The 21,548-nt window shown below is 38.8% G+C and carries 22 protein-coding genes; 10 read left to right on the top strand and 12 right to left on the bottom strand.

What is annotated here, in order from left to right; genetic code table 11:
* The first annotated feature begins 387 nt into the window (after window positions 1-387).
* Entirely contained in the window at window positions 388-1,077 is a 690-nt protein-coding gene (locus MSBRW_RS02770) for a peroxiredoxin (protein WP_011305513.1), read from the top strand.
* 273 nt (window positions 1,078-1,350) lie between these two features.
* Here MSBRW_RS02770 and proC read toward each other — a convergent pair whose 3' ends face one another.
* The 3 genes from proC to MSBRW_RS02755 form a co-directional block, all read right to left on the bottom strand.
* Window positions 1,351-2,169 carry a pyrroline-5-carboxylate reductase gene (gene proC / locus MSBRW_RS02765; protein ID WP_011305514.1) on the bottom strand — a complete coding sequence of 273 codons (819 nt, stop codon included), beginning with the start codon at window positions 2,167-2,169 and terminating at the stop codon, window positions 1,351-1,353.
* A 222-nt stretch (window positions 2,170-2,391) separates the two neighbouring features.
* Entirely contained in the window at window positions 2,392-3,543 is a 1,152-nt protein-coding gene (gene proB, locus MSBRW_RS02760; protein ID WP_048103142.1) for a glutamate 5-kinase, read from the bottom strand.
* A gap of 149 nt (window positions 3,544-3,692) precedes the next feature.
* Complete coding sequence (locus MSBRW_RS02755; RefSeq protein ID WP_011305516.1) at window positions 3,693-5,036, bottom strand: glutamate-5-semialdehyde dehydrogenase; 1,344 nt, start codon at window positions 5,034-5,036, stop codon at window positions 3,693-3,695.
* A 1,266-nt stretch (window positions 5,037-6,302) separates the two neighbouring features.
* Here MSBRW_RS02755 and MSBRW_RS02750 point away from each other — a divergent pair.
* Complete coding sequence (locus tag MSBRW_RS02750; protein ID WP_011305517.1) at window positions 6,303-6,707, top strand: DUF356 domain-containing protein; 405 nt, start codon at window positions 6,303-6,305, stop codon at window positions 6,705-6,707.
* Between the two features lie 143 nt (window positions 6,708-6,850).
* Here the strand turns inward: MSBRW_RS02750 and MSBRW_RS02745 are convergent, their stop codons facing one another.
* The 3 genes from MSBRW_RS02745 to MSBRW_RS21695 all read right to left on the bottom strand — a co-directional run bounded on the left by MSBRW_RS02745 (window position 6,851) and on the right by MSBRW_RS21695 (window position 8,112).
* Window positions 6,851-7,282 (bottom strand): toprim domain-containing protein, encoded by a 432-nt coding sequence (locus MSBRW_RS02745; protein WP_011305518.1) that lies wholly within the window; start codon window positions 7,280-7,282, stop codon window positions 6,851-6,853.
* Between the two features lie 140 nt (window positions 7,283-7,422).
* Window positions 7,423-7,752, bottom strand: coding sequence for a DUF167 domain-containing protein (locus MSBRW_RS02740; RefSeq protein WP_048102465.1), 330 nt, complete (start codon window positions 7,750-7,752; stop codon window positions 7,423-7,425).
* A 213-nt stretch (window positions 7,753-7,965) separates the two neighbouring features.
* Entirely contained in the window at window positions 7,966-8,112 is a 147-nt protein-coding gene (locus MSBRW_RS21695; RefSeq protein WP_155398094.1) for a hypothetical protein, read from the bottom strand.
* Between the two features lie 493 nt (window positions 8,113-8,605).
* Here MSBRW_RS21695 and MSBRW_RS02735 point away from each other — a divergent pair, with 493 nt between their 5' ends.
* The 4 genes from MSBRW_RS02735 to MSBRW_RS02720 all read left to right on the top strand — a co-directional run bounded on the left by MSBRW_RS02735 (window position 8,606) and on the right by MSBRW_RS02720 (window position 12,040).
* On the top strand, window positions 8,606-9,715 hold the full coding sequence (locus tag MSBRW_RS02735; protein WP_011305520.1) for an amidohydrolase family protein: 1,110 nt from the start codon (window positions 8,606-8,608) through the stop codon (window positions 9,713-9,715).
* Window positions 9,716-9,733: 18 nt separating this feature from the next.
* The gene (locus MSBRW_RS02730) at window positions 9,734-10,186 is read left to right on the top strand and encodes a universal stress protein (protein ID WP_011305521.1); all 453 of its coding nucleotides are present in this window, start codon (window positions 9,734-9,736) and stop codon (window positions 10,184-10,186) included.
* 85 nt (window positions 10,187-10,271) lie between these two features.
* Window positions 10,272-11,126: a CBS domain-containing protein gene (locus MSBRW_RS02725; protein WP_048103143.1), complete on the top strand. Its 855-nt coding sequence runs from the start codon at window positions 10,272-10,274 to the stop codon at window positions 11,124-11,126.
* A gap of 215 nt (window positions 11,127-11,341) precedes the next feature.
* Window positions 11,342-12,040, top strand: coding sequence for a 2,5-diamino-6-(ribosylamino)-4(3H)-pyrimidinone 5'-phosphate reductase (locus tag MSBRW_RS02720; protein ID WP_011305523.1), 699 nt, complete (start codon window positions 11,342-11,344; stop codon window positions 12,038-12,040).
* Between the two features lie 150 nt (window positions 12,041-12,190).
* On the opposite strand, the gene MSBRW_RS02715 is transcribed toward MSBRW_RS02720, so the two are convergent.
* Window positions 12,191-12,703: a hypothetical protein gene (locus MSBRW_RS02715; RefSeq protein WP_011305524.1), complete on the bottom strand. Its 513-nt coding sequence runs from the start codon at window positions 12,701-12,703 to the stop codon at window positions 12,191-12,193.
* 574 nt (window positions 12,704-13,277) lie between these two features.
* Window positions 13,278-14,018: a YkgJ family cysteine cluster protein gene (locus MSBRW_RS02710; RefSeq protein WP_011305525.1), complete on the bottom strand. Its 741-nt coding sequence runs from the start codon at window positions 14,016-14,018 to the stop codon at window positions 13,278-13,280.
* Between the two features lie 334 nt (window positions 14,019-14,352).
* Between MSBRW_RS02710 and MSBRW_RS22840 the strand changes: the two genes are divergently transcribed.
* Window positions 14,353-14,526, top strand: a complete 174-nt coding sequence (locus MSBRW_RS22840; protein ID WP_196298039.1) for a DUF5350 domain-containing protein — start codon at window positions 14,353-14,355, stop codon at window positions 14,524-14,526.
* Window positions 14,527-14,730: 204 nt separating this feature from the next.
* Here the strand turns inward: MSBRW_RS22840 and crcB (MSBRW_RS02705) are convergent, their stop codons facing one another.
* The 4 genes from crcB (MSBRW_RS02705) to MSBRW_RS02690 all read right to left on the bottom strand — a co-directional run bounded on the left by crcB (MSBRW_RS02705) (window position 14,731) and on the right by MSBRW_RS02690 (window position 17,434).
* Window positions 14,731-15,099 carry a fluoride efflux transporter CrcB gene (gene crcB / locus MSBRW_RS02705; protein WP_011305527.1) on the bottom strand — a complete coding sequence of 123 codons (369 nt, stop codon included), beginning with the start codon at window positions 15,097-15,099 and terminating at the stop codon, window positions 14,731-14,733.
* Between the two features lie 4 nt (window positions 15,100-15,103).
* Window positions 15,104-15,484, bottom strand: a complete 381-nt coding sequence (gene crcB, locus MSBRW_RS02700; protein WP_011305528.1) for a fluoride efflux transporter CrcB — start codon at window positions 15,482-15,484, stop codon at window positions 15,104-15,106.
* Window positions 15,485-15,926: 442 nt separating this feature from the next.
* Entirely contained in the window at window positions 15,927-17,120 is a 1,194-nt protein-coding gene (locus MSBRW_RS02695) for a molybdopterin molybdotransferase MoeA (protein ID WP_011305529.1), read from the bottom strand.
* Between the two features lie 20 nt (window positions 17,121-17,140).
* Window positions 17,141-17,434 carry a ubiquitin-like small modifier protein 1 gene (locus MSBRW_RS02690; protein WP_011305530.1) on the bottom strand — a complete coding sequence of 98 codons (294 nt, stop codon included), beginning with the start codon at window positions 17,432-17,434 and terminating at the stop codon, window positions 17,141-17,143.
* A 79-nt stretch (window positions 17,435-17,513) separates the two neighbouring features.
* Here MSBRW_RS02690 and MSBRW_RS02685 point away from each other — a divergent pair, with 79 nt between their 5' ends.
* The 3 genes from MSBRW_RS02685 to MSBRW_RS02675 all read left to right on the top strand — a co-directional run bounded on the left by MSBRW_RS02685 (window position 17,514) and on the right by MSBRW_RS02675 (window position 21,424).
* Window positions 17,514-19,166 (top strand): flippase activity-associated protein Agl23, encoded by a 1,653-nt coding sequence (locus MSBRW_RS02685; RefSeq protein ID WP_011305531.1) that lies wholly within the window; start codon window positions 17,514-17,516, stop codon window positions 19,164-19,166.
* 210 nt (window positions 19,167-19,376) lie between these two features.
* Window positions 19,377-20,000 carry a CBS domain-containing protein gene (locus tag MSBRW_RS02680; protein WP_011305532.1) on the top strand — a complete coding sequence of 208 codons (624 nt, stop codon included), beginning with the start codon at window positions 19,377-19,379 and terminating at the stop codon, window positions 19,998-20,000.
* A gap of 254 nt (window positions 20,001-20,254) precedes the next feature.
* Window positions 20,255-21,424, top strand: coding sequence for a cation:proton antiporter (locus MSBRW_RS02675; protein WP_011305533.1), 1,170 nt, complete (start codon window positions 20,255-20,257; stop codon window positions 21,422-21,424).
* Window positions 21,425-21,548 lie beyond the last annotated feature (124 nt).

Genomic DNA, 21,548 nt, shown 5'->3' with positions numbered 1-21,548 from the left:
AGTCCAAAAAACTTCTTTTTAAAAAAATAAGACGTGAAAAGACGAAGATCTTTCAAAAAAGACTTCAAAATACATAATACAGAAAAATTAAAAGTATAGACGGAAAAATAGCTCAAAAATTGATTTATAGCGCTTATTTTGGAAAAAATAATAGTTAAAAGAAAATAAAGTTTTAAAAAAAAGTATTTATAACAAAGTAAACTTTTTATCCGTTTCTCGGAACAAATATATAAGAACAAAAATAACTATAGGTAGTTTGGGGATGATTGAGGGAAGAAAGGGCTTTTAAAGATTAAGCCTACTAACTCTGTTAAGGGAAAGCCTCTGAACTTGAACTCAATTTTTGGTCCCAAAAGAAAAAGCATGAGCTTAAAATAGGTGAAAAATATGGAAGAAGTTGAGAATGAACAGATACACATGCCTCTGATCGGAGATGATGCACCATCATTTACAGCAGTGACAACTCAGGGACAAATCAATTTCCCTGATGATTACAAAGGTAAGTGGGTTATTCTTTTCAGTCATCCTGCAGATTTCACACCCGTATGTACCACCGAATTCATGACTTTTGCCAGTATGCAGGAGGAATTCAGAGAGATGAACACTGAGCTTATAGGGCTTTCTATAGACAGCGTATTCTCTCATATTGCATGGCTTAAGAGAATAGAAGAGAAAATTGAATATAAAGGAATGAAAAATCTCGAGATCAAATTTCCGGTGATAGAAGACCTGAAGATGGATGTCGCAAAAAAATATGGTATGATCCAGCCAAAAACCTCTACGACACAGGCTGTAAGAGCCGTATTTATTATTGATCCTGAAGCGAAAATTAGGACAATACTCTACTATCCGCAGTCAACAGGAAGGAATATGCAGGAGATCAAGAGAGTTGTGGCCGCCCTGCAGAAAAATACGGCCGAAAAAGTCGCAACGCCGGCTAACTGGCAGCCTGGGGATGATGTTATTGTTCCAGCTCCCAGTTCGATGGAAGCCCTAAAGGAAAGAACTGGTAAGCTCGAAGAAAACATGTACTGTCTTGACTGGTTTTTGTGCTTTAAAAAAGATAGTAAGAAATAATTCAGAAAATAAAAATTTTCACGCCTACTCAGCCTGGGCAAATATTCAGCCTGGGCAAAGCATGATCAATAACCATCTTTAGTAGAACTCATAAGCAAATATCTCTAAGTTTATTTTTTCAATTGTTGGTTGTCGATCATGTTTTTTCATATTTCACTGGTTTTTCACTGATTTTTATTTGCACTGCTCAATCACATTGAGATTAATATCAAGAGACCTATTTTGCAGGGACTGAACAATTACAATAAAAAAGTAGAATAAAATGGAAAAAATTTACTTCTTTCCAAGTTCTTTTGAGCGTTCGGTTGCCCTTATAACTGCATTCATAAATGCAGCCCTGACTCCAGCCTCTTCAAGAGCATGGACACCTTGGATGGTAGTCCCGGCAGGAGAAGTAACCATATCCTTGAGTTCTCCAGGGTGCAGGCCTGTTTCAAGCATCATTTTTGCAGCCCCAAGTACAGTCTGGGCTGAGAGAGTGAGGGCACTTTTCCTGTCCATTCCTTCAAGAACAGCCCCATCGGCCATTGCCTCAATCACAGGAAAGATAAATGCAGGCCCGCTGCCTGAAAGACCTGTAACTGCGTCCATTATGGACTCAGACACCTGGACTGCAGTGCCGACTGCAGAAAAGATCTCAAGGGCAGTTTTCACGTCTTCGGGAGTGGCATTTTTACCTGGAGCAATACCTGAAGCAGCTTCGGAAACTGTGGCCGCAATATTTGGCATCACACGTATGACTCTTGTGCCAGCGGGGAGCGCATTTTCGTAAGTGGCAAGAGGCACACCAGCTGCAATTGAGATTATAAGTTTATCAGAAGTTATGTCAGCTTTAAGATTTTCGAGTACAGAACCCAGAGTCTGGGGCTTTACTGCTAGGAGAAGAATATCGGATGCCCTGGCGATAACGGAATTGTCAGTAGATATATTAATGCCAAGCTTTGCCTTTAGATCGTTCAAGAAAGGCTCGTACACGTCGGCTGCGCCAAGGTTTTCAGGCTTTACAATTCCGGCCTTTATAATTCCCTGCATAAGTGCAGAGCCCATTTTTCCTGCTCCGATAAATCCTATCTTTTGGTTTTGATCTACCATATAATTTCTCCTATTTTCAAAATAAATGGGGATATCGAGGTAATTACCTCAAAACGTATTTTCGATTAGTATTGAGTAATTTAAAGGGATGTTATAGCCCAAATAAAGTTATAAGAAATTAGTAGATTGATAAAAGCTTCCAAACTACAAGAAATTAATTTGGATTCTTTAAAAATCTCAGAAAATCCAGTTTAACTCTTTGAGTATGCTGGAAAATTTAATTCAGTTCTCCATTATGCCGATATTTTCTTTTTTTATTACATTGCTGTAATTATTATAACCCAGGATACCCTCGATTTCATCGGTGTGGGCACCTTTTATTTTCATAAGTTCTTCAGATGTGTAGTCTGTGATTCCTTTCGCAAAGACTCTGCCTTCACACTCTAATCTAACCACATCTCCTCTATCAAAATTTCCCTCAACATCCACAACTCCTGCCGAAAGAAGACTGTTTTTCCCAAGAACTGCGGCTTTTGCCCCTGCGTCTACACGGATAGTGCCTGAAGCCCTTGAAAGGATGATCCAGCGGGCACGGTTCTTCTGGATATGCCTTTCAGCCAGGAAGAGGGTACCTATCTCTTTTCCAGACAAAACCTTCAGAAGAACGTCTTCAATTTCGCTGTTTGCAATCAAGACATAGCAACCTGCCATGCTACAGATCTTTGCAGCTTTTATCTTGGTCCTCATTCCCCCTACGCCCTTAAAGCTTGTAGGGTCACCCCCATAACTTTCGATTTCAGGCGTAATTTTTTCAACGAGAGAGATGAGTCTGGCATCCTCGTGTATCTTTGGGTTTTTGTCAAAAAGGCCATCGATATCCGAAAGAATAATCAGGAGATCAGCATCGATTTTGCTTGCAACCATTGCAGAAAGTTTGTCATTGTCTCCAAAGATTGCTTCAATCTCGTTTGTACAGGTACAATCGTTTTCATTTATTATGGGAACTACCCCATATTCCAGAAGGGTAGAGATACTGTTTCTGAGGTTGAGGTAGGATACCCGGTCAGAATAGAATTCATAAGTAAGAAGGATTTGAGCAACTTTTATCCCGTGTTTCGAAAAAGCTTCGCTCCAGTACTGCATAAGGATGCTCTGTCCTACCGCTGCTGCTGCCTGCCTGATAGGAATTTCACGAGGTTTTGGGGCAATGCCCAGCTCATAGAGTCCTACACCTATTGCCCCCGAACTTACCACAATTACCTCTTTTCCGAGCTTTCGAAGTTCGGAGACCTGAGCTGCAATATTTTCTATAAAGGTAGGATCAATACTACAGTTTTCTTTTGTACTGTCACAGTTCTGTTTTGTAAGTGAGGAAGTACCGATTTTGATAACGATTTTATTAATATCATTGAGGAATTCATTTCTATCTGTCAATAACAAGGCCTCGTAAAATATTTTGGGAATACAGCTGAAATTAGTAACAGCTGCAATCCGGATTTCCATCGCTTGCACTCAATTTGCGCTGGTATTTCAATTCAGGTATATAAACATATCATAATTCTTCGGCATTCTTCAACAGGGTTTCAATTTACATCCTCAAACTTAAGGTCAAGTTTTCTGTGCGTATAGGGTTTTGCATTTTCTCCTGCATAATCTGCAACAACCTGCCCTTTCCCGAGCAAGATATATTTGTAGATCAGAAGACCTTCCATGCCTACAGGCCCACGGGAATGGATTTTGTTTGTGCTTATTCCAACCTCAGCTCCTTTCCCATAACGATAGCCATCCGCAAAACGGGTTGAGGCGTTTACCATAACACTCGAAGAATCAACAAGCGCTGTGAACGCTTTTCTTCTTGAAGCATCCTCAGTTATTATTCCATCGGTGTGATGGGAACCGAAAGTGTTTATGTGGTCGATAGCTTCTTTTATAGTATCAACGAGTTTTATCGAAAGAATGAGATCATTGTACTCAAGACTCCAGTCTTCTTCCGTAGCTCTTGAGAGAGGAGAAAGCCCTCTTTTTTCAAGCAGAGCATAACTATCCTCGTCACAGCGTAATTCAACCCCTGCGCTCAGGTACATCTCTGCCATCTTCGGCAGAAAAGTATCCGCAATTTTACGGTTTATCAGAAGGGTTTCAATGGCATTGCATACTGCAGGATACTGTACTTTCGCATCGAAGCAGACCTTCCAGGCTGTATCGAGATCCACGTACTCGTCCACATAAATATGGCAGATCCCACTGGTATGTCCCAGTACAGAGATTTTCGTATTTTCCTGGATAAACTTGACAAATTCATTTGAACCCCTGGGAATTAGGAGGTCTACATAGGCATCAAGGCTCAAAAGGTCCATTATCTCTTCTCTGGTTTCCATAAGCTGGAAAGCCCCTGCTGGCATACCGTCTGTGGATTCTATGGCTTTTACAAGAATTTGAAAAATAGTGCGATTCGACTCCCGAGCTTCACTCCCACCTTTGAAGATGGTCGCGTTCCCACTCTTAAGGCAAAGGGACATAACCTGAGGCACCACGTCAGGTCGGGACTCAAAGATAACACCTATCAGGCCAATTGGACAGCTCACCTGGTAGAGAATAAGGTCTTTATCCAGCTCAAGAGTAGAAAGAGTATCTCCTACAGGATCTTTGAGCTTAATTACATCTCTGATTCCTGCAATCATTCCATCAATCTTTGAATCACTTACTTTAAGCCTGTCTACAAGAGCCTGAGTGAGCTTCCCTTTCTTTTTCAGTTCCGCTGCAGCTTCAAGATCTTTTGCATTTGCATCCAGAATAGCTTTCCTTTCCTTGTCCAGAGCCTGAGCCATCGCCTCAAGTGCCAGGTTTTTTACTTCCGTACTTACACTGGAAAGTTCAATCGATGCCTTTTTTGCCTGGATTACTTTGGATTTAATATCTTCAGCCATATAATCACCTTCTAATATAATGATTCCTGTATGCCTTAATTTAAGGACTTGGGCAGCCAAAACTGTTATTGTATCATTTAATTTACAGAAGATTCGGCGTTACTCGATAACGGATAGAAGTAAGATCTTACTATTGGATTATACAGGTAATGATTTTATCATTGAATTACAGGTAATGATCTTATTACTAAATTACAGGTAATGATCTTATTACTAAATTACAGGTAACGGTCTTATTACTAAATTACAGGTAACGGTCTTATTATTGGATTACAAATAATGGACTTACTATTGAAAGTACTGAACTTAGATTGAATATCAGAAATAAACTAAAGATCATTTTTTCTTAAAATATCAAGGGTATATCCATAATTCTAAAGATGTATTAATTCTTCCGCTGAATTTATAAAGTAAACACGGACGAAAAGAAAGAGAATACAGATATGTAATACCTTTTGATACCTTATTGTACTCTATTTTGGTATATGATATAGCGAAGTCCTAAATAAAAGATATCATTTTATCAAGTAATATTTTATTTTTGAGAGATTATATTTAATATTATATATTCAATGATATATAATATATAACTTGAAATATGTAAATTAGGGTTTTAATTCTGGAAATATTATCTGATGACGTGATATCAGGAGCGCAAGTTTGTGAAAATATTCATAATTTGGATTCACCTGAAATAAGTCTTCATCTTATTAAAGTTTATAATAGACTCCATAAAAATTGGCAATTAACCTTGAATAGTTTAATATAATGAATAACAGTACTCTCCTTTTAATTTTGACAAAGATGAGAATTAATTTAATAGTTTTATAAAATAAGTTTCCAAGTATAAATAGATAAAAAATATAGAATTTAGATAAAAACAGCAGTAAAAAATAACGTCAAAGAAGCTTTTTTACTTAAGAAATGAAACTTTTTCATTGAAGATATTATTTCAAAACGAATATATATACGATGAATATAAGTATAGAATACAAGGCTCCATTACCTGGAAGCGTATACTACATCTGAAAAAAGAAATTGCAAGGTACCCTTATAATTTTTGAAGATCTCCTAGATAAGAGAAATGAAATTTTGCAGCCTGGGGACCAGACCATATATAGCGCCGTAAAAGCAATTAAAAGACCATAAGAGGTCTAAAACGCCCAAAAACCTGGCTGTTCAGCATCTCTCATACACAAAGTTTATTATAGGGGTAAATCCATATCAAAATGGGGATAACTTCAGTATATTGGTGGTGTGTAAAAAATGAAATCATTCGCGTTAGTCCGGGCAGACGACTCGGATAAAGTAAAAATAGCCTTACATGATCTAGAACGATACGGACATATTCAATTTTCAGCTACTCCAAAATGCATAGAACCAAACTATGCTGATGAACTTCTTGTTAGTGTAATGGGCGTATCCCTCAAGTCAAAATGTAATTCGGCAGCACTGGTGGAGTTGAATAATCATGCAGGGGCGGCAATTAGTAGACTAAAGAAAATTCATCCTCCTGCGCATATAATCATCATCAGTCCAAGACACAAAATGTTTGAAGAGCTAGCTGGCAAGTTTCCAAAGTATCCGGAATTTGACCGAACATTCAACCATCAGAAGAGTCCACAGAGTATGGAGATAATTCAGGAGAAAGCAGAACCTAATAAAGAATAAAACAACTCCTTCAATTGTTAATGTTAACTTTAATATTTGGTTTTAATATTGACTTTAGTCTTTGTTTTTAATAGTGACTATAATATTAATTTTAATATTAATTTTTGAACTTGACCTTTAAATTTCATTTTTAAGATTTAGACTTATTGGAAATCCCGCTTTGAGCAGTAGCCAGTTTTCAATCTTAGCTTGGAAACATAAGTGTAAAGGCTTTCTACATCTTTAATTTCCTTCTGAGAGATAAGTCGGAGTTTGTTTCGGATCTCAAGTTCGGGTTTCAAACCAAAACTCTGGAAGTATCCTGAAAGTTTTATAGCCAGAATGTCACCTCGTCGGTCCCAATCAGTTAGTATGACTACTTCATTACCAAGCCGAGCAATTTTCTCAGAGAAATTAAAAAGAGATTGATGGGTTGCAAGTTCAAAATTGCCTTCAATTCCAAGCCTTTTCAGTGAAAGAACATCTCTTTTTCCTTCAACAATGATAATTGCTCCCCTTCCAGAATATTCAGAGAGTTCCGAGAGCAGCTCTTCAATTCTTTCAAGCCTTTTTCTGTAAATTTCAAGATCAGTCACGTTTTCTGCAACCTTTTTAGTAATTAAAACTTTAAGAGAACTGCAGTTTACTCATAGGCAGTTTACTTATCAGAGACAAGGAAGTTACTCTTGAAGTTCGGTTATTTTTAAATGTAGTTTTTAAATTTCGGGGTTATTTTTTAAATTTCGGGGTTATTTTTTAAATGCGCTTCAAAAACTGAAACTGCCTGTTGATATGAAACTCCTTTTAACAATAAAGACTTCTTACTGCTTGTTGCCCCACTATTTATAAGAATATTCGAACTGCTAATTGAGAAGAGTTCAGCAAGGCATTCTACCAGCTGTTCGTTTGCCTTTCCTTTCTGGGCATTTTTGGTTAGTTTTACTTCAATTCGCTTGCGCCACTCGTTATAACCGCTTGGAACCGAAATTGACCTGGAACCCGGAGTAACCTCTATATCAATAATTACATCGGACCCCATATCTGTTATTGCCTCTTCGAAGGACATATCATTTACCTTTCGGGAGGGATTATATAAATCAATAACGGACTGACCCGTTAAAGTAAAGAAACAATCGGAAACAATGACAGCATAAGATTAAAATTTCAAACAAATGAAATTTTAAACAAGTAAAAGTTCAAACAAGTAAAGGTTCAAACAAGTAAAATTTAAAGAAAATAAAGTCTAGGTTCATTGTTCAAAAGATACCTAAAAAGAGTTTTAAAAGATAGAGAAAATAGTGCTGTAGCCCTGGCGCACTAACTCCGAAAGCTCATCCTCTGGTTTTCCGCAGTCACTTTCAGTTACCCTCGTGCAGGGCAGTGTCACACTATTGATATACCGCATTGGGGTTGTCTGTACACTCACAGTCAGGATTTTCCATTACCTCGTGCAAGGACCTATACAATGCGACGAAGCTACATTATATACATAGTAATATATAAAAATATCGGCGAACTACGAATTCACCACATTGTATATATAAAGGGAATATTTATATTAAAAATCGATTTCTCTTAAGAGAAACGGTTTCAATTATAAAGGCAGTATAAGAACATATAATTTGAAGAGATAACTGAAAGAATGCAGGATTAAAACTGCGAACTGCAGATAACAAATACCAGAAAAAATGCAGATGATAGACATCATAAAAAAGATTCAAAAGCAAAAAAAGTAGTTAATGGTATTCTTAACAAATTACATTTTCAAAAAGACTACATTTTGAAAAAGCTAATTTTTGAAGATTGATATATTCTGAAAAATGTGTAAAAAATTGGAAGAAAAACTTATATATTATGTATATGTTTGCTCTTCCACAAATTGAGCATATGTGCTTAATGAGTAGCTGAGGTGCGTATATATGTACGGCACTGAACAGATAATTCCCGGGACAATTATTGCAGGCCCTGAACTGGAACCTATTGAAGGGTATATCTGCGTAAAGAGAGGAATAATTACGGAGATTGGGGAAGAGCATACACTCTCTAAGAACATAATTGCTCCCTGTTTTGTCAATGCACATACTCACCTTGGAGACTCGGTATTTAAAGACCCCCCTCTGGGAAAAGTTTCCGGATTTCGGACTCAAAGAGACCTGGATGCTCTTGTAAAGCCTCCTGATGGGTTAAAACACAGGATATTAAGAGACACGCCATACAAAGCCTTGATCGAGGGCATGAGAAAGTCCTTGCTAGACATGATAGAAACCGGAACCTGTGCTTTTGCGGATTTCAGAGAAGGAGGCGTTGTAGGGATTGCAGCCCTGAATAAAGCACTCGAAGGACTTAAACTTCATTCCATGATACTGGGTAGACCTACAGAGCCTGAACTTCCACTTCAGGTTGTACTGGCAGAAGTAAGAAGAATTTTTCTACATTCTACCGGGCTTGGAATGAGTGGGGCAAATGACCTTGATCTTGAACTATTGGAGAATATTGCTACCTACACACGACAACATAAAAAATTCTTTGCAATTCACGCCGGAGAAAAAGATACGAGCGACATAGAAAAAGCATTGTCACTTGAGCCAGATCTTCTGATTCATTTGACAAATGCCACAAAAAAAGATCTTGAAGACGTGGCTGATGCGAAGATTCCGGTTGTCGTCTGTCCCAGGTCTAACCTAATTACAGGAGCAGGAATTGCGCCTGTTGCCGAGATGCTGGAAGCTGGGATAAAAGTAGCTGCAGGAACGGATAATGTAATGTTAAATTCTGTAAATATGTTTGCTGAGATGGAATTTATGTCTAAGATTTTTTCCATTGATGACAGGCAAGTATTTAAAATTTGCACACTTAATGGTTCCTTTGTAATGGGATCTGATTCTACGGGTTCGATACAAAAGGGGAATAAAGCTAATCTCATGATCCTGAATGGAAATTCCAATAATCTTGCAGGGATAAAGAACCCCATAAGTGGAATCACAAGGCGGGCAAGACCCGATGACATACTATCAGTGCTTCATTCGTAAAGCAAATGGAGAACAGACATGATGAGCGAATTTTACCGGAATATAGTGATTGCAACAGACGGATCCGAGAACAGCCTTAAGGCTATTTCTTACGGTATTGAGATTGCAAAACTCAGCGGGGCCACGGTTCACGCTCTCTACGTAATAGATATAACTTCTTTTTCTTCGATACCCATGGATGCGGGATGGGAAGCAATGTATGATACCCTAAGAAAAGAAGGGGAGAAAGCGATATCCATGGTACAGGAACGCGGAAAGGTCTCAGGAGTTGAGGTAAGAGAAGTGCTGTTGGAAGGTCACCCAAGTAATGAGATTATAAATTTTGCAGAAAACAATAACGTTGACCTGATAGTTATGGGCACCCTCGGAAAAACCGGGCTCGACAGGTTTCTGATGGGAAGCGTTGCAGAGAAAGTAGTAAGAGGCTCAAAAGTCCCTGTCCTGGTAGTCCGGAGTGAAAAAGAAAGTTAAAATTTTCTGTCAATTAGATGCTTTTTGAGAAATGGACATCGGAGAAAGAAAACCAGGATTTAGAATATACAAAGGTGTAGATTATATGCCAAAGAACATCTTCATTGAAGATATCATGGTAAGGGATGTAGCAAGTGCAACCCTTCCAGGTTCAAGGGATGAGGTTCTTAAAATTCTTAAGAACAAACACATTTCAGGAGTTCCGGTACTTAAAGACTCTAAAGTTGTGGGAGTTGTAACAAGGACAAACCTTTTACAAAACCCTGAAGAAGAACAACTGGCTCTTCTTATGACACGTGGTCCGATAACCATATCCTCCGGATCGGATCTGCAGACCGCAGCACGCTTACTTTTGGAACACCACATAAGAAGGCTTCCGGTGGTCGATGACGGGAAACTTGTAGGGCTTGTTACCGTGGCAGATATTATAGGCACAATTGCTGACATGAACATCGATATCCCGATAAAGGACTATGTGGAAAAGGAAGTCGTTGCTATCTACAGTGAAACACCTCTACCCGTTGCTGCCAGGATTATGGAACTCGCAGGTGTTAAGGCTGTCCCGGTACTTGATTCAAACTTAGAGCTCATAGGAATAATCTCAGATCGTGATGTTATTGCTGCCAGCATAATTGAAGACAGTGTAGAGATGTCAGATATGTCTGCAGGCCAGGACGATGACGCCTGGACCTGGGAATCGATGCGAGACACCATGAGCATTTACTACAGCGTCTCAAGGATTAAGGTTCCCAACCTGATCGGAAGCGATATAATGATAAGGGAGCCAATCACAGCTACATATATTACATCTGTCAGTGACTGTGCACGGAAAATGAAGCGGAACAGGATTGACCAGGTTCCGATTATCAATTCAAACCGGAAACTTCAGGGACTTTTGAGAGACCACGACCTCCTGAAACCTCTGATAGAACTCGAATAAATTAAGATTAAATCTCGCTTTTAAGAACCGTTAAGTGTTTTTAACATGAAGCGAAGAAGAATTAAGGTTATTTAAGAAGAAATAAAGTCATTTAAGAAAAAATAAGGTTATTTAAGAAAAATAAGGCTATTAATGCCTATTCAAAATTTTTTCCAGTAAGGAGGCATTCTCCCTAGAAATTCCTCCGAAAACTGCTTTTTTCAGGAGCTAGAAAAATGGACAAACCTTTTGTTTTTATAAATTCTGCTATGTCAGCCGACGGCAAACTTTCAACAAAGGAACGGAAACAGGTCCGAATCTCCGGGAAACTTGATTTTGAACGAGTCGACGAACTCCGAGCCCAGGCAGACGCAGTTATGGTAGGTATAGGAACCGTCCTTTCGGACGATCCAAGCTTAACCGTAAAGTCTCCAAAGAGAAAGGCAGCCAGGAAAGCCGCAGGAAAAAACGAAAATCCAGTAAGGATTATTGTGGACAGTTCAGCAAGGACTCCGCTAGATGCTGATATTTTCAAAAAAGGAGACGGGCTCAGGATAATTGCTGTTTCAACTTCTGCTCCTGCCGAAAAAATAGAAAAACTGGAAAAAAAAGCTCTTGTTATCAAGGCAGGGACTGAGAAAGTCGACCTTCAGGAGCTTGTAAGAGTATTAAAGAAAATGGGAATAAACATCCTCATGGTCGAAGGAGGGGCAACCCTCAACTGGGGAATGCTTTCTGCAGGCCTTGTTGATGAAATCTACACCTTCGTAGGAAACTTTATTATAGGTGGCGCTACAGCCCCAACTTTCACTGACGGAAAAGGATTTTCAGAAGCTGAACTCCTGGAGCTTGAATTGTCTTCTGCTGAAACAATCGAAGAAGGGATACTTCTTAAGTGGAAGGTCAAAGGAAAAACAAATTATATTGTTTCTTAATTTTTTTGCCTTCACAAAACTTTTTTAATTTTTACCTGATATTCATTTTTTAAATTAAACCTTGTATCATCAATAATGAAAGGCTACGTGGGGTTTGATGAAATCTACATTTTGTAGTATTCAGTATATGCCACTACGGTGGGAAAAAAGTCAATTACTGTCACTAAAACTGATAACAAGCTCACAAACGTTATCGCCACAACTTCTTCTTTTGGTATATGTATGCTCCGAAGAAGGCAGTATACCTTCAATCAATCCTGCTTCATAATTATCGATGGATAAACAGGTTCTGACATTCCATTTTTTTAAATGTCCTCCCCAACGGCATTTCCTGGCATGAATTACTATTTTATTGTCATCTTTATGAATTATTTTGCTTTTGATTCCGAAAATCCGGTGCATTGCCAGCAGTACATATGCACATCCGTCCAGATCTCTTTTTAAGCCCAGCGTCTTCAGAATTTCTGTTGATTGCCCAAGGCCAATGTTATACATAGTCTCGTTTAAGTTGCTTACACCATCTTTTCCATATTTTTCCTGCATCATTTCCAGAGTGCCCACATATATAATCCCAATCCCACTTACGGATTTTTTCCATCTCAAAGAATATGGAATAAAATCCCATATAATCAGTCTCTTCAATAGGAAACTTTTAAAAGACATGCTACTCCTCTCAGTTTGGAATCTGAATTTTCCAGAATGAGTATTAAATAATATATCAAGTAATATATCAAATAATATATCAAATAATTCATGAGTCAGTCTGACTAGATAATTTCAACCTGCGTTCAACATGTCAATATTAGATTTTGATAATTAACAATTTTGATAATTGATAATGATTGCTGTTTTGAAAATATTGTGTAATTTATTCAGCTGAAAATATAATATAACCCAGATTTCACATAATGAAGATCTCATGAATATAAGCAATGAACACTTTCTTCAATAATATTTAGCTTAGAGTAATGTGTTTTCCAGCAAAAGAGCTATCGCTATCGTTTAAAATATCGGAAAAACGAGTTGCCTGCCAAAAGTAAATCTCAACTTATCTCTTCACTAAAAATAGCTGTTTGAATATTACTGTTCCTAGTTTTTGTTTTTTTACTTAAACTTTATTTAATTGTGATTCACCGAAGCTAGATGTTTGTTTCTCTACAGGATTTTTATCAATCCGAAAAATAAAATAGAGGATTCCAGTGTTTAATCGGATTGCCAATCGAGTTCTACAGTACTGTTAATCAGCATGTGGTTTAAGATCACATTTTTCAAACTCGCCGTTATAATATACAAAGACTTCAAGTTCGCACTTGCCTTTAAGAAACTCCCGTATTCTGCGGTCATATACGCTTTGAACGTGCTTCAGACCGTTTTTTTGGAAGTGAATCTTCACAGCTTCAAAAAACCCGATCATCTGTCTCAGGTAAGCCTCTTCATAAGCCCTGGTTACCCTCGCAATTTCTTCACATTCAGAATCATCGAGCCCGGAATAATAGCTTCCATGCTCGTTTAAGCCGCTTATCTGGCGCCAGCCCACCCTGCCCGAGTCATCAGCTTCCCTGTGAAGCATGTATGGATAGACCCTACAGATTGAAGGACGCCTGTCATAAATTTTGCAGCGCTTATTCTCAAGGAAGATACAGGAACCGTCAGGTTTTGTTTTCAAGGCGTATCCTGAGACATAAAACCTGCCCTTCTGGTCGCAAAACTCAGGATATGGAGCAGGGGTAACGGAATCCGGATTAATCTGCCTTATAACTACTAGGTCTGCATCGAGCAGAAAAACGTGGTCGTTAAACTCTTTGGTGCAACAGCGTGCACAGAGTTCACATCTGAACCCCAGTTCTTTAATAATGCCTACAAATTCAGGGTCAGGAAATCCCTCTACGCCTGCAAGTTCTTTCCTTGCCTCTGTAAGCCTTGTTTCAATGTTATTCTTTTTTACGCTAATCACCTTTTTAAGAAAAGAATCCTGCAAATCTACCTTATTTTACATCCATGTCCGTAACATTTAATTACTAGCATTTCTTTTTATCATAGACCCAAGGCTTGATGACATTTATAATTTCACACTTTCAGGCTTCAAGGAATATTAGATATTCTTCAATCATCAGTGAGAATTATCGATTTAACACTTAACACTATAACCAGGGAACACCTGTTTAAATACCTGTTTATTGAGACTCTGCCGAGGAAATGAAAATCCGCGGCAACCGGCAGCGTCCAGCAATAAGCGAATACCTGGATATATTACGTGATAAATTACAAATAAATTCAGAGAAAATTAAGATTAAACTTAACGAGGAATGATAATGGGCAAAACCGGCAGCATTAATTGGGTAAAAGTAAAAGGCAGAAAAGGCAGAGTAATCAAGGTCCAGAAATCACAGGCTCAAAAAGCACACCCAGGACCTGCACAGCGCTTCAGTTCTTCAGGTCATAAGAGGCGCTTTATCAGAAGATCTGCAAAAGCTCTTGTAAAGTAATCTAAAGGGCTTTTAAATTGACTTTTTTGAATTGACTTTTTTAACTTAATCTTTTTGAATTTACTTTTTTGAATTGACTTTTTTGACTAAACCTTTTTGGATTTTGTATACAGGTCTTTAGAAATATTTACTTAATAGGATAATATATTTCATAGAATAATACGTTCCAAGAAACGCTTTTCTACCCAGCTTTCTGTATTAAACTCACAAACTCAGGGCCAGGTATGCAATGCTTACCCCTACAAGGCAGAGTGCAACGTTAAGAAAGATATTCAGGAAAAAGGAGAAATTTTGTCCTTCTTCAAGCAATTTAAAAGTTTCATATGCAAAGGTAGAAAACGTGGTAAAAGAACCTAAAATACCTATATTTACGAGATAGACCATAGATTGGGGCTCAGAAGAAAAAGTGAGAAAGGCAAGTACAATGGTCCCTAAGAGGTTCACAGTGAGTGTGCCTGCAGGAATGTTCTTAATCCTGGGAACCTGGCTTGAAACCGTATATCTAAGGCATGCCCCAATAAAACCTCCTGCACCTATTAAAAAGAGTTTTCCCATGCCTGGAAAAGAGAACATCGCTTTATACCTCCCTGCCTGAAAGGGCTTTTATTGTACTCCTGCCCATAAACACGCCGACCAGAGCAAGAAACAGGTTAACACTGATATTTTCCAGAGCAGGGAAAAAGGGCATGGTAAAAGACTGGACTGCAAATGTCGAAAATGTTGTGAATGCTCCCATAAATCCGGTCCCGAAGGCAAGCTTTCCTTTTGGACCTATAAATCCAATATACTCAGTATCGTACATTATCAAGCCAAGCATAAAACTTCCGAGTACATTTACCGAAAGGGTACCATAATATGATTCCATGAGCTCACAAAGTGAAAACCGACATATTGCTCCAAGGAACCCACCAGCTCCTATGAGAAAAATCTTATCCAGGTCTTTATAAGTGGAAGACATTATTTTTCACTCAGGGAATCACTTAAAAGTTTAGATTTTGGCTCTGAACATTTTAGATCAGAAAGGTTTAACTCTGAACATTTTAGATCAGAAAGATTTAACTCTGAATGTTTTACCTCTGGCTTTCTTCGTTTGATTAGCCTTTGAAGTATAAAACTTTATCTAAGAAGGAGGGAAAATTCCTTCCGGAGCTTCAATAGAGAAAGGAAGAATCATTCATTATTATTGAGCCAGTTATTATAAATAAAGTGTAATAAAATATAACATGTTTTTCTATTAATCCAATATGAAGAGAATATGACAAGAAGATTAAGGAGAAGATCAAAAAGGATATTTTTGAGAGGAGAAGATCAAAAAGGATATTTTTGAGAGGAGAAGATCAAAAAAGATATTTTTGAGAGGAAACGGTCAAAAAGGGTATTTTTGAAAGAGCATAGGAATATCATTCAATTAAGAAGACATCCACCTCTTCTTCCTCATCATACCCTTCAATGTTTTCTGGCACCAGCACATACCCGTCAGCCTTTGCAACTGAACTCAGTGCTCCGGCTCCATCTCCGGAAAGAGGGCGCACTTTATCTCCTTCAAATACAACACGAATGAAACTAACGTATCCTATTTTGGAACTGACTTTTGCAGTCAGGCGCCTTTTAAGAGTAGGCTCGGGGGCTTCTGGAATTGCTGCCAGTTTCCGGATACCAGGACGGACAAAGAAATTGAGGGCAACAAATCCAGCAACCGGATAACCGGGCAGGCAAACGATAGGAACGTCATTTATAACCCCAAGGGCTGAAGGTTTACCGGGAATAACTCCTATGCCATGCACGAGCAGTTCTCCAAGAGCTGCCACAATCTCAGGGCCATGATCTCTTTTTCCTACTGATGTTCCGCCAGAAAGAAGAATCATATCAGCATCCAGGTTTGCTTCTATGACCATTTTTATACTGTCCGGGTTATCAGGTACTATATCGAGATCTCGGGGAATCCCACCCCATTTCTTCACATAAAGGGCCGACATCAGCCCATTAGTCTCAAGAACCATGCCCGGAGGAAGTACATCCCTGCTCCTCTTACGACTTACGAGCTCATCCCCTGTCGGGATAACTGCAACAACAGGCTTGTTGAAAACCTTCACCCTGTCAAGTCCAAGCGATGCAAGCACAGCAGCATCACACGGACGAAGAAGATGACCTTTTTCAAAAATCACATCTCCTTCTTTTATATCTTCTCCAACCTGCTCCACATTCCGATTCGGATAGACCTGAGCCCTGACCTCAACAAGGTTTCCTGCAGCGATGGAGTCTTCAACCATTACTACAGCATTAGCTCCTTCAGGCACTGCAGCCCCAGTATGGACCCAGGTTAAACTTCCTTCCTCTACTTGGTCAGAAAGTTGCAACATTATCGGATTTGAGGGGGAAGCTCCCATGGTGTCGGAAGCCTTTACCGCATATCCATCCATAGATGCACGCCGGTAGTGTGGTACATTCCTTTCCGAGATCACAGCTTCTGCAAGTACCCTGCCTGTGCAGGTTTCGAGTGAGAGTTCTTCTGTTTTCTTTATGGTAGAAATACGCTCAAGAAAAAGTCCCAAAGCTTCATCAACCGAGGTTCGTTTTTTGAATATCTTGCCCATGATCATCCTTCCTGAAAAAATCAGCCTCCTGATACCGGAGGCAGGACTGCAAGCTCATCGGCATCCGAAAGAAGAGTATCAAGCCCATCGAAATGCCTGACATTGTTTCCATTTATAAGGACATTAATTGAACCGCACATAACTGGAGCTTCGCTTTCTCCTTCAGGCTCCTCAAAAATAAGGTTCTTCAACTCGGGATATTTACCAGTAAGGGCTAAAAGGACATCAATAACCTTTTCTCCCGATAGCTGCAGTTCTGATGTACCTGCTTTTTCACGCAAATTTGCAAATAACTTAACTTTAACCTCAGCCATGAGAGAGACTATTTCATCCTATCCCTTAAATATATATATGTACATAAAGAAGCAGCTATGCTGGAGGGCTGGGGGAATTATGCAGCAAGGTCAGGATTACAATACTAAAAACTCACCAGAGCTTTCTGAAAGAAAATACAAAATACTCGGATTTCTGATAATCCTTTTTGCCTTGTTAATAAGACTGTTTGACCTGGGAGAACGAGTTTTCCATCACGATGAAAGCGTACATGCCAGTTTTACTCTTAGACTTCTTGAAAACGGACAATACAGATATGATCCGGCTTATCACGGCCCTTTTCTTTTTCATTCTACCGCTGTTGTCTTTCACCTTCTGGGAATAAACGACACGACAGCACGCTTGATCCCTGTCTTCTTCGGAGTAGCGGCAATTCTTCTGCTCTTTGTACTTAAGAAGGAACTTGGAGAAAGAGGTGTACTCTGGTCGGCTTTCTTGCTCTCATTTTCCCCAAGTATGGTGTACTTCTCAAGGTTCTTCAGGAATGACCCAATCATTGTTTTCTGCACACTGGCAACTGTTATAGGAGGAATTCGCTACCTTGAGAACCTTCACAGTTCAAAGAGATACCCTTATCTTATCCTTGTCGCTTCCTCTCTTGCAATTGCCGTATCTTCAAAAGAGAATACCTATCTTATTATTCTCATGTTTGGAGCCTATGCAGGAATTTATTCTTTGTACAGGTTTTATTCCGACTGGAAAAAAGAAAAGTTGAGCCTTAAAAAAACTCTTGTTCTCAAGAGTTCAGCTATTTTTCCATTTATACCGGAAATTCTGATTTCAGGTACTCTTTTTATTTTTATCGTAATGTTATTCTACACAAGCCTCTTCAGGACCCCAGAGACCCTCTTTTCAATTGTGGAAAAAGCTTTTTCTCACTGGATGGAGATGCACAGAATTGAACGCATAGGAGGCCCTTTTTATTTTTACATTCCTATCCTCCTTGTATACGAAAGCCCGATTCTGATTTTTGGGACTGCAGGTATTATTCATTTCCTTAAAAAGAAAGGAGAAAATACCTCCTTTTTCATGTTTCTTTCCTACTGGACAGTTGCGAGTTTGCTGCTCTATTCTTATCTTCAGGAAAAAGTCCCCTGGCTTGTTGTGCACATTGTCCTACCTTTTGGGATTTTAGCAGGAGCTTATCTGGGAGACTTTTTCTCCGGGACACCTGGCCGAAGACAGAAGAATTTACTTGAAACAGAAAACATGAATTCCGGAACAGAAAACATGAATTTATTCGGAACAGACAAAAAACCTGCTTCCGGGACAAAACGCTCCATAGCTCATACCTTTGTTGCGGGGATTCTAGCACTTACGTTAATAATATCCCTGGCCCAGTGCATCTCAGTAAATTTTTACCGGAATATGGAACCTGATGAGTTGATGACGTATTCACAGGCATCTCCAGATATCCGGCAACTTATGGAGAAAATTGGAGAATTTAATCTCGGGCTTGAAACCCTAAGGATATCCGTTGTGGATCCCGAAAACCTTTACTGGCCCCTGCCCTGGTATCTAAGGGACTATGAGAAAGCAGCATATTATAAAAAACCTCCAGCTAAGGTAGAATACGATGCAATAATCGTGCCTGCAACATATCGAATGTATGAGGTAATTCCGGAAGAAAAATATGCCTCATATAATTTCTCTTTACGCCCTGGAAAAGAATTTACTCTTTATTATAATAAAGAACTTGAAAAAAAAGGATAATAGGCCGGGAAAAGGAAATTTGTGTTTTTAATACAAGGGGAATATTTGTGTTTTTAATACAAGGAGAATATTTGCGTTTTAATACAAAGGGAAATAATACAAGAGGAATATTTGTGTGTTAATACAAGGAAAATAATAGTATCAGGAAAAATAATAGTATCTAAAGGAGATTCTTTAAGTGAGAAGTTAATATGGAAGTGGGAGGTTACTATGGACAGAACATTCAGCCTGAAAAATATCTTTTCAGGAAAGAGTTTCTCTCAAGAAAATAGAAAAGTAGAGACTGAAGAGTTTCCAAAGCAGAGAGAAAAACAACCTGAAAAACGCCCGCATTCTCCAGAGTCCATTCCTCCGTCCAAATTAATAGACGAAAAGTTTGAGACCTGCCTCTGGATAACAATCGGCGAGCTCATGACCAGAGAGGTTATAAAGGTCTACGAAAACACATCAGTTGAAGAGATTCTTTCACTTTATGGCAAATATCCATACCATATCCTGCCTGTAGTGAATGATAAAAATGAGCTTGTGGGCACTATTGATCTTGATACTATTCTTGGAATTCTTCTTTTGTGCCTGATGCCCAGAGAAAAGTATACTCTAACTACGGCAATCCGATCGCTTGGAGAAACAGCAAAAGAGATAATGATTACTCATCCTATAACAGTCTCTCTAAATGCCACACTTAAGGACGCTTCGGACCTGATGATAAAGTACAGGCTTGACCGCATCTGTGTTATTGAGGACAGGAAACTGGTAGGAATAGTATCCAAGAGAGATCTTGTAGAAGAGATATGCAGAAGAAGAAAGGAAAAAACGAAAGAAGAGGTCGATTAAAAATCAGATTACATTAAAAATCAGATTATTGTTCAGAAGTTATATTAAAGTTTTAAAAATCCTCTAAAAGAGATATTAAGAACCTAATTATTTCAAAAGGACAGAGAAGAACCTAATTATTTCAAAAGGACAGAGAAGAACCTAATCATCTCAAAAGGACAGAGAAGAACCTGGAAGGTAAATAGATTCTTTTGATAGATTCATTCTTTTGATAGATTCGAGCTATAAAAAGCAAAGTGTGGGGGCTAGCAGTAGTGAGCGCTCTACTTCAGCTACTGTTTTTAATTTTCAGTGTGAAAATTCTCGGGGAAGCGGCAGAGCGGATAGGTATTCCTTCAGTTGCGGGAGAAATTCTGGCTGGAGTCTCACTTGGAGTGCTTTTTCTTGAGGTAGAAACCGGCATAATAACTTTCTTTGCAGAATTGGGATCGATTTTTCTACTTTTCACAGCCGGGTATAAAGAAGTAAGCCTTAAGAACCTCAAATTTGAATCAATAACAACGCTTGTTCCAACCCTCTCCCAGATAGTTTCTGCTTTCGTCTTCGGTTTCGCGTTTGGAAGAATCTTTAATTTCAGTTTTGTTGAAAGCCTATTTCTCGGAGTAGCATTCAACCCAACAAGTATAGCAGTAGTAATCGGAACTCTTATAGACTTAAATTACCTCTCCAGCAGACCCGGGACAGCAATGCTTTCATCTGCATTCCTGGATGATATTATAGCACTATTTTTCTTTTCAGTTGTTGTAAACTTTGTTCGCCTTAACCACGTCCCTCCAGTTCTGGTGGTTCTTCTGATCGCAGGAAAAATCCTGCTTTTTCTGCTGATAATGTATATCCTTGGAAATTACCTATTTCCCAGACTTTTTACCTATGCCGAGAAAATGCATTCAAAAGAAGCTGTGTTTTCCCTGGTGATTATGATAGCTCTTTTTTCTGCTTATCTTGCAGAACTATTCGAACTTCATTCAGCAATAGGGGCTTTTACAGGGGGTATACTGGTGTCGGAAATTCCCCTTGCTAAACTTCAGGACATCCAGAGCAAAGTCGATGGGCTGGCTCATGGGATTTTGATTCCTATTTTTTTCGCATTTATAGGATTTTTAATTGACCCGTACATCCTGAAAAACGCGGGCAGCTTTACTCTTCTGATTATCCTTGCAGCGCTTATGGGGAAATTAGCAGGAGGCTTTATCGGATCAAAAGTTATAGGTTTCGACTTTTACGAAAGTTTAATCTTCGGCGTAGGGGTTATGCCGAGGGCAGGAATCGAGCTTGTGATACTCACTATGGGAAGAGAATTGCAAATAATCAGCCAGGATACATTTTCGGCAATGGTCTTGATGGTAGTCGTATCTATTCTAATCTCACCGGCCTGTATGAAATGGGCTATTCAAGCCAGGCAACGAAAGGATGGGTGGCGGTGATAAACTTTGAAATTAAAGATAGAAATTAAAGACATTAATTAAAAAGAATATGAAGGAAAGATTAAAAGCACAATCAGAAACATGAACTAAAAGCACAATCAGAAACATGAACTAAAAACATAAT

This window comes from Methanosarcina barkeri str. Wiesmoor (genome assembly GCF_000969985.1).
GTDB lineage: Archaea > Halobacteriota > Methanosarcinia > Methanosarcinales > Methanosarcinaceae > Methanosarcina > Methanosarcina barkeri_B.
The sequence above is the reverse complement of the archived record's forward strand: the minus strand, read 5'-3'. Positions and strand labels throughout refer to the sequence as shown.

Excerpts from the sequence above, each read along its gene's own strand:
- MSBRW_RS02770 (WP_011305513.1), top strand. The coding sequence starts at position 388 with ATGGAAGAAGTTGAGAATGAACAGATACACATGCCTCTGATCGGAGAT.
- proC (WP_011305514.1), bottom strand. The coding sequence starts at position 2,169 with ATGGTAGATCAAAACCAAAAGATAGGATTTATCGGAGCAGGAAAAATG.
- MSBRW_RS02755 (WP_011305516.1), bottom strand. The coding sequence starts at position 5,036 with ATGGCTGAAGATATTAAATCCAAAGTAATCCAGGCAAAAAAGGCATCG.
- MSBRW_RS02750 (WP_011305517.1), top strand. The coding sequence starts at position 6,303 with ATGAAATCATTCGCGTTAGTCCGGGCAGACGACTCGGATAAAGTAAAA.
- MSBRW_RS02740 (WP_048102465.1), bottom strand. The coding sequence starts at position 7,752 with ATGTCCTTCGAAGAGGCAATAACAGATATGGGGTCCGATGTAATTATT.
- MSBRW_RS02735 (WP_011305520.1), top strand. The coding sequence starts at position 8,606 with ATGTACGGCACTGAACAGATAATTCCCGGGACAATTATTGCAGGCCCT.
- MSBRW_RS02730 (WP_011305521.1), top strand. The coding sequence starts at position 9,734 with ATGATGAGCGAATTTTACCGGAATATAGTGATTGCAACAGACGGATCC.
- MSBRW_RS02725 (WP_048103143.1), top strand. The coding sequence starts at position 10,272 with ATGCCAAAGAACATCTTCATTGAAGATATCATGGTAAGGGATGTAGCA.
- MSBRW_RS02720 (WP_011305523.1), top strand. The coding sequence starts at position 11,342 with ATGGACAAACCTTTTGTTTTTATAAATTCTGCTATGTCAGCCGACGGC.
- MSBRW_RS02715 (WP_011305524.1), bottom strand. The coding sequence starts at position 12,703 with ATGTCTTTTAAAAGTTTCCTATTGAAGAGACTGATTATATGGGATTTT.
- MSBRW_RS22840 (WP_196298039.1), top strand. The coding sequence starts at position 14,353 with ATGGGCAAAACCGGCAGCATTAATTGGGTAAAAGTAAAAGGCAGAAAA.
- crcB (WP_011305527.1), bottom strand. The coding sequence starts at position 15,099 with ATGTTCTCTTTTCCAGGCATGGGAAAACTCTTTTTAATAGGTGCAGGA.
- crcB (WP_011305528.1), bottom strand. The coding sequence starts at position 15,484 with ATGTCTTCCACTTATAAAGACCTGGATAAGATTTTTCTCATAGGAGCT.
- MSBRW_RS02695 (WP_011305529.1), bottom strand. The coding sequence starts at position 17,120 with ATGGGCAAGATATTCAAAAAACGAACCTCGGTTGATGAAGCTTTGGGA.
- MSBRW_RS02690 (WP_011305530.1), bottom strand. The coding sequence starts at position 17,434 with ATGGCTGAGGTTAAAGTTAAGTTATTTGCAAATTTGCGTGAAAAAGCA.
- MSBRW_RS02685 (WP_011305531.1), top strand. The coding sequence starts at position 17,514 with ATGCAGCAAGGTCAGGATTACAATACTAAAAACTCACCAGAGCTTTCT.
- MSBRW_RS02680 (WP_011305532.1), top strand. The coding sequence starts at position 19,377 with ATGGACAGAACATTCAGCCTGAAAAATATCTTTTCAGGAAAGAGTTTC.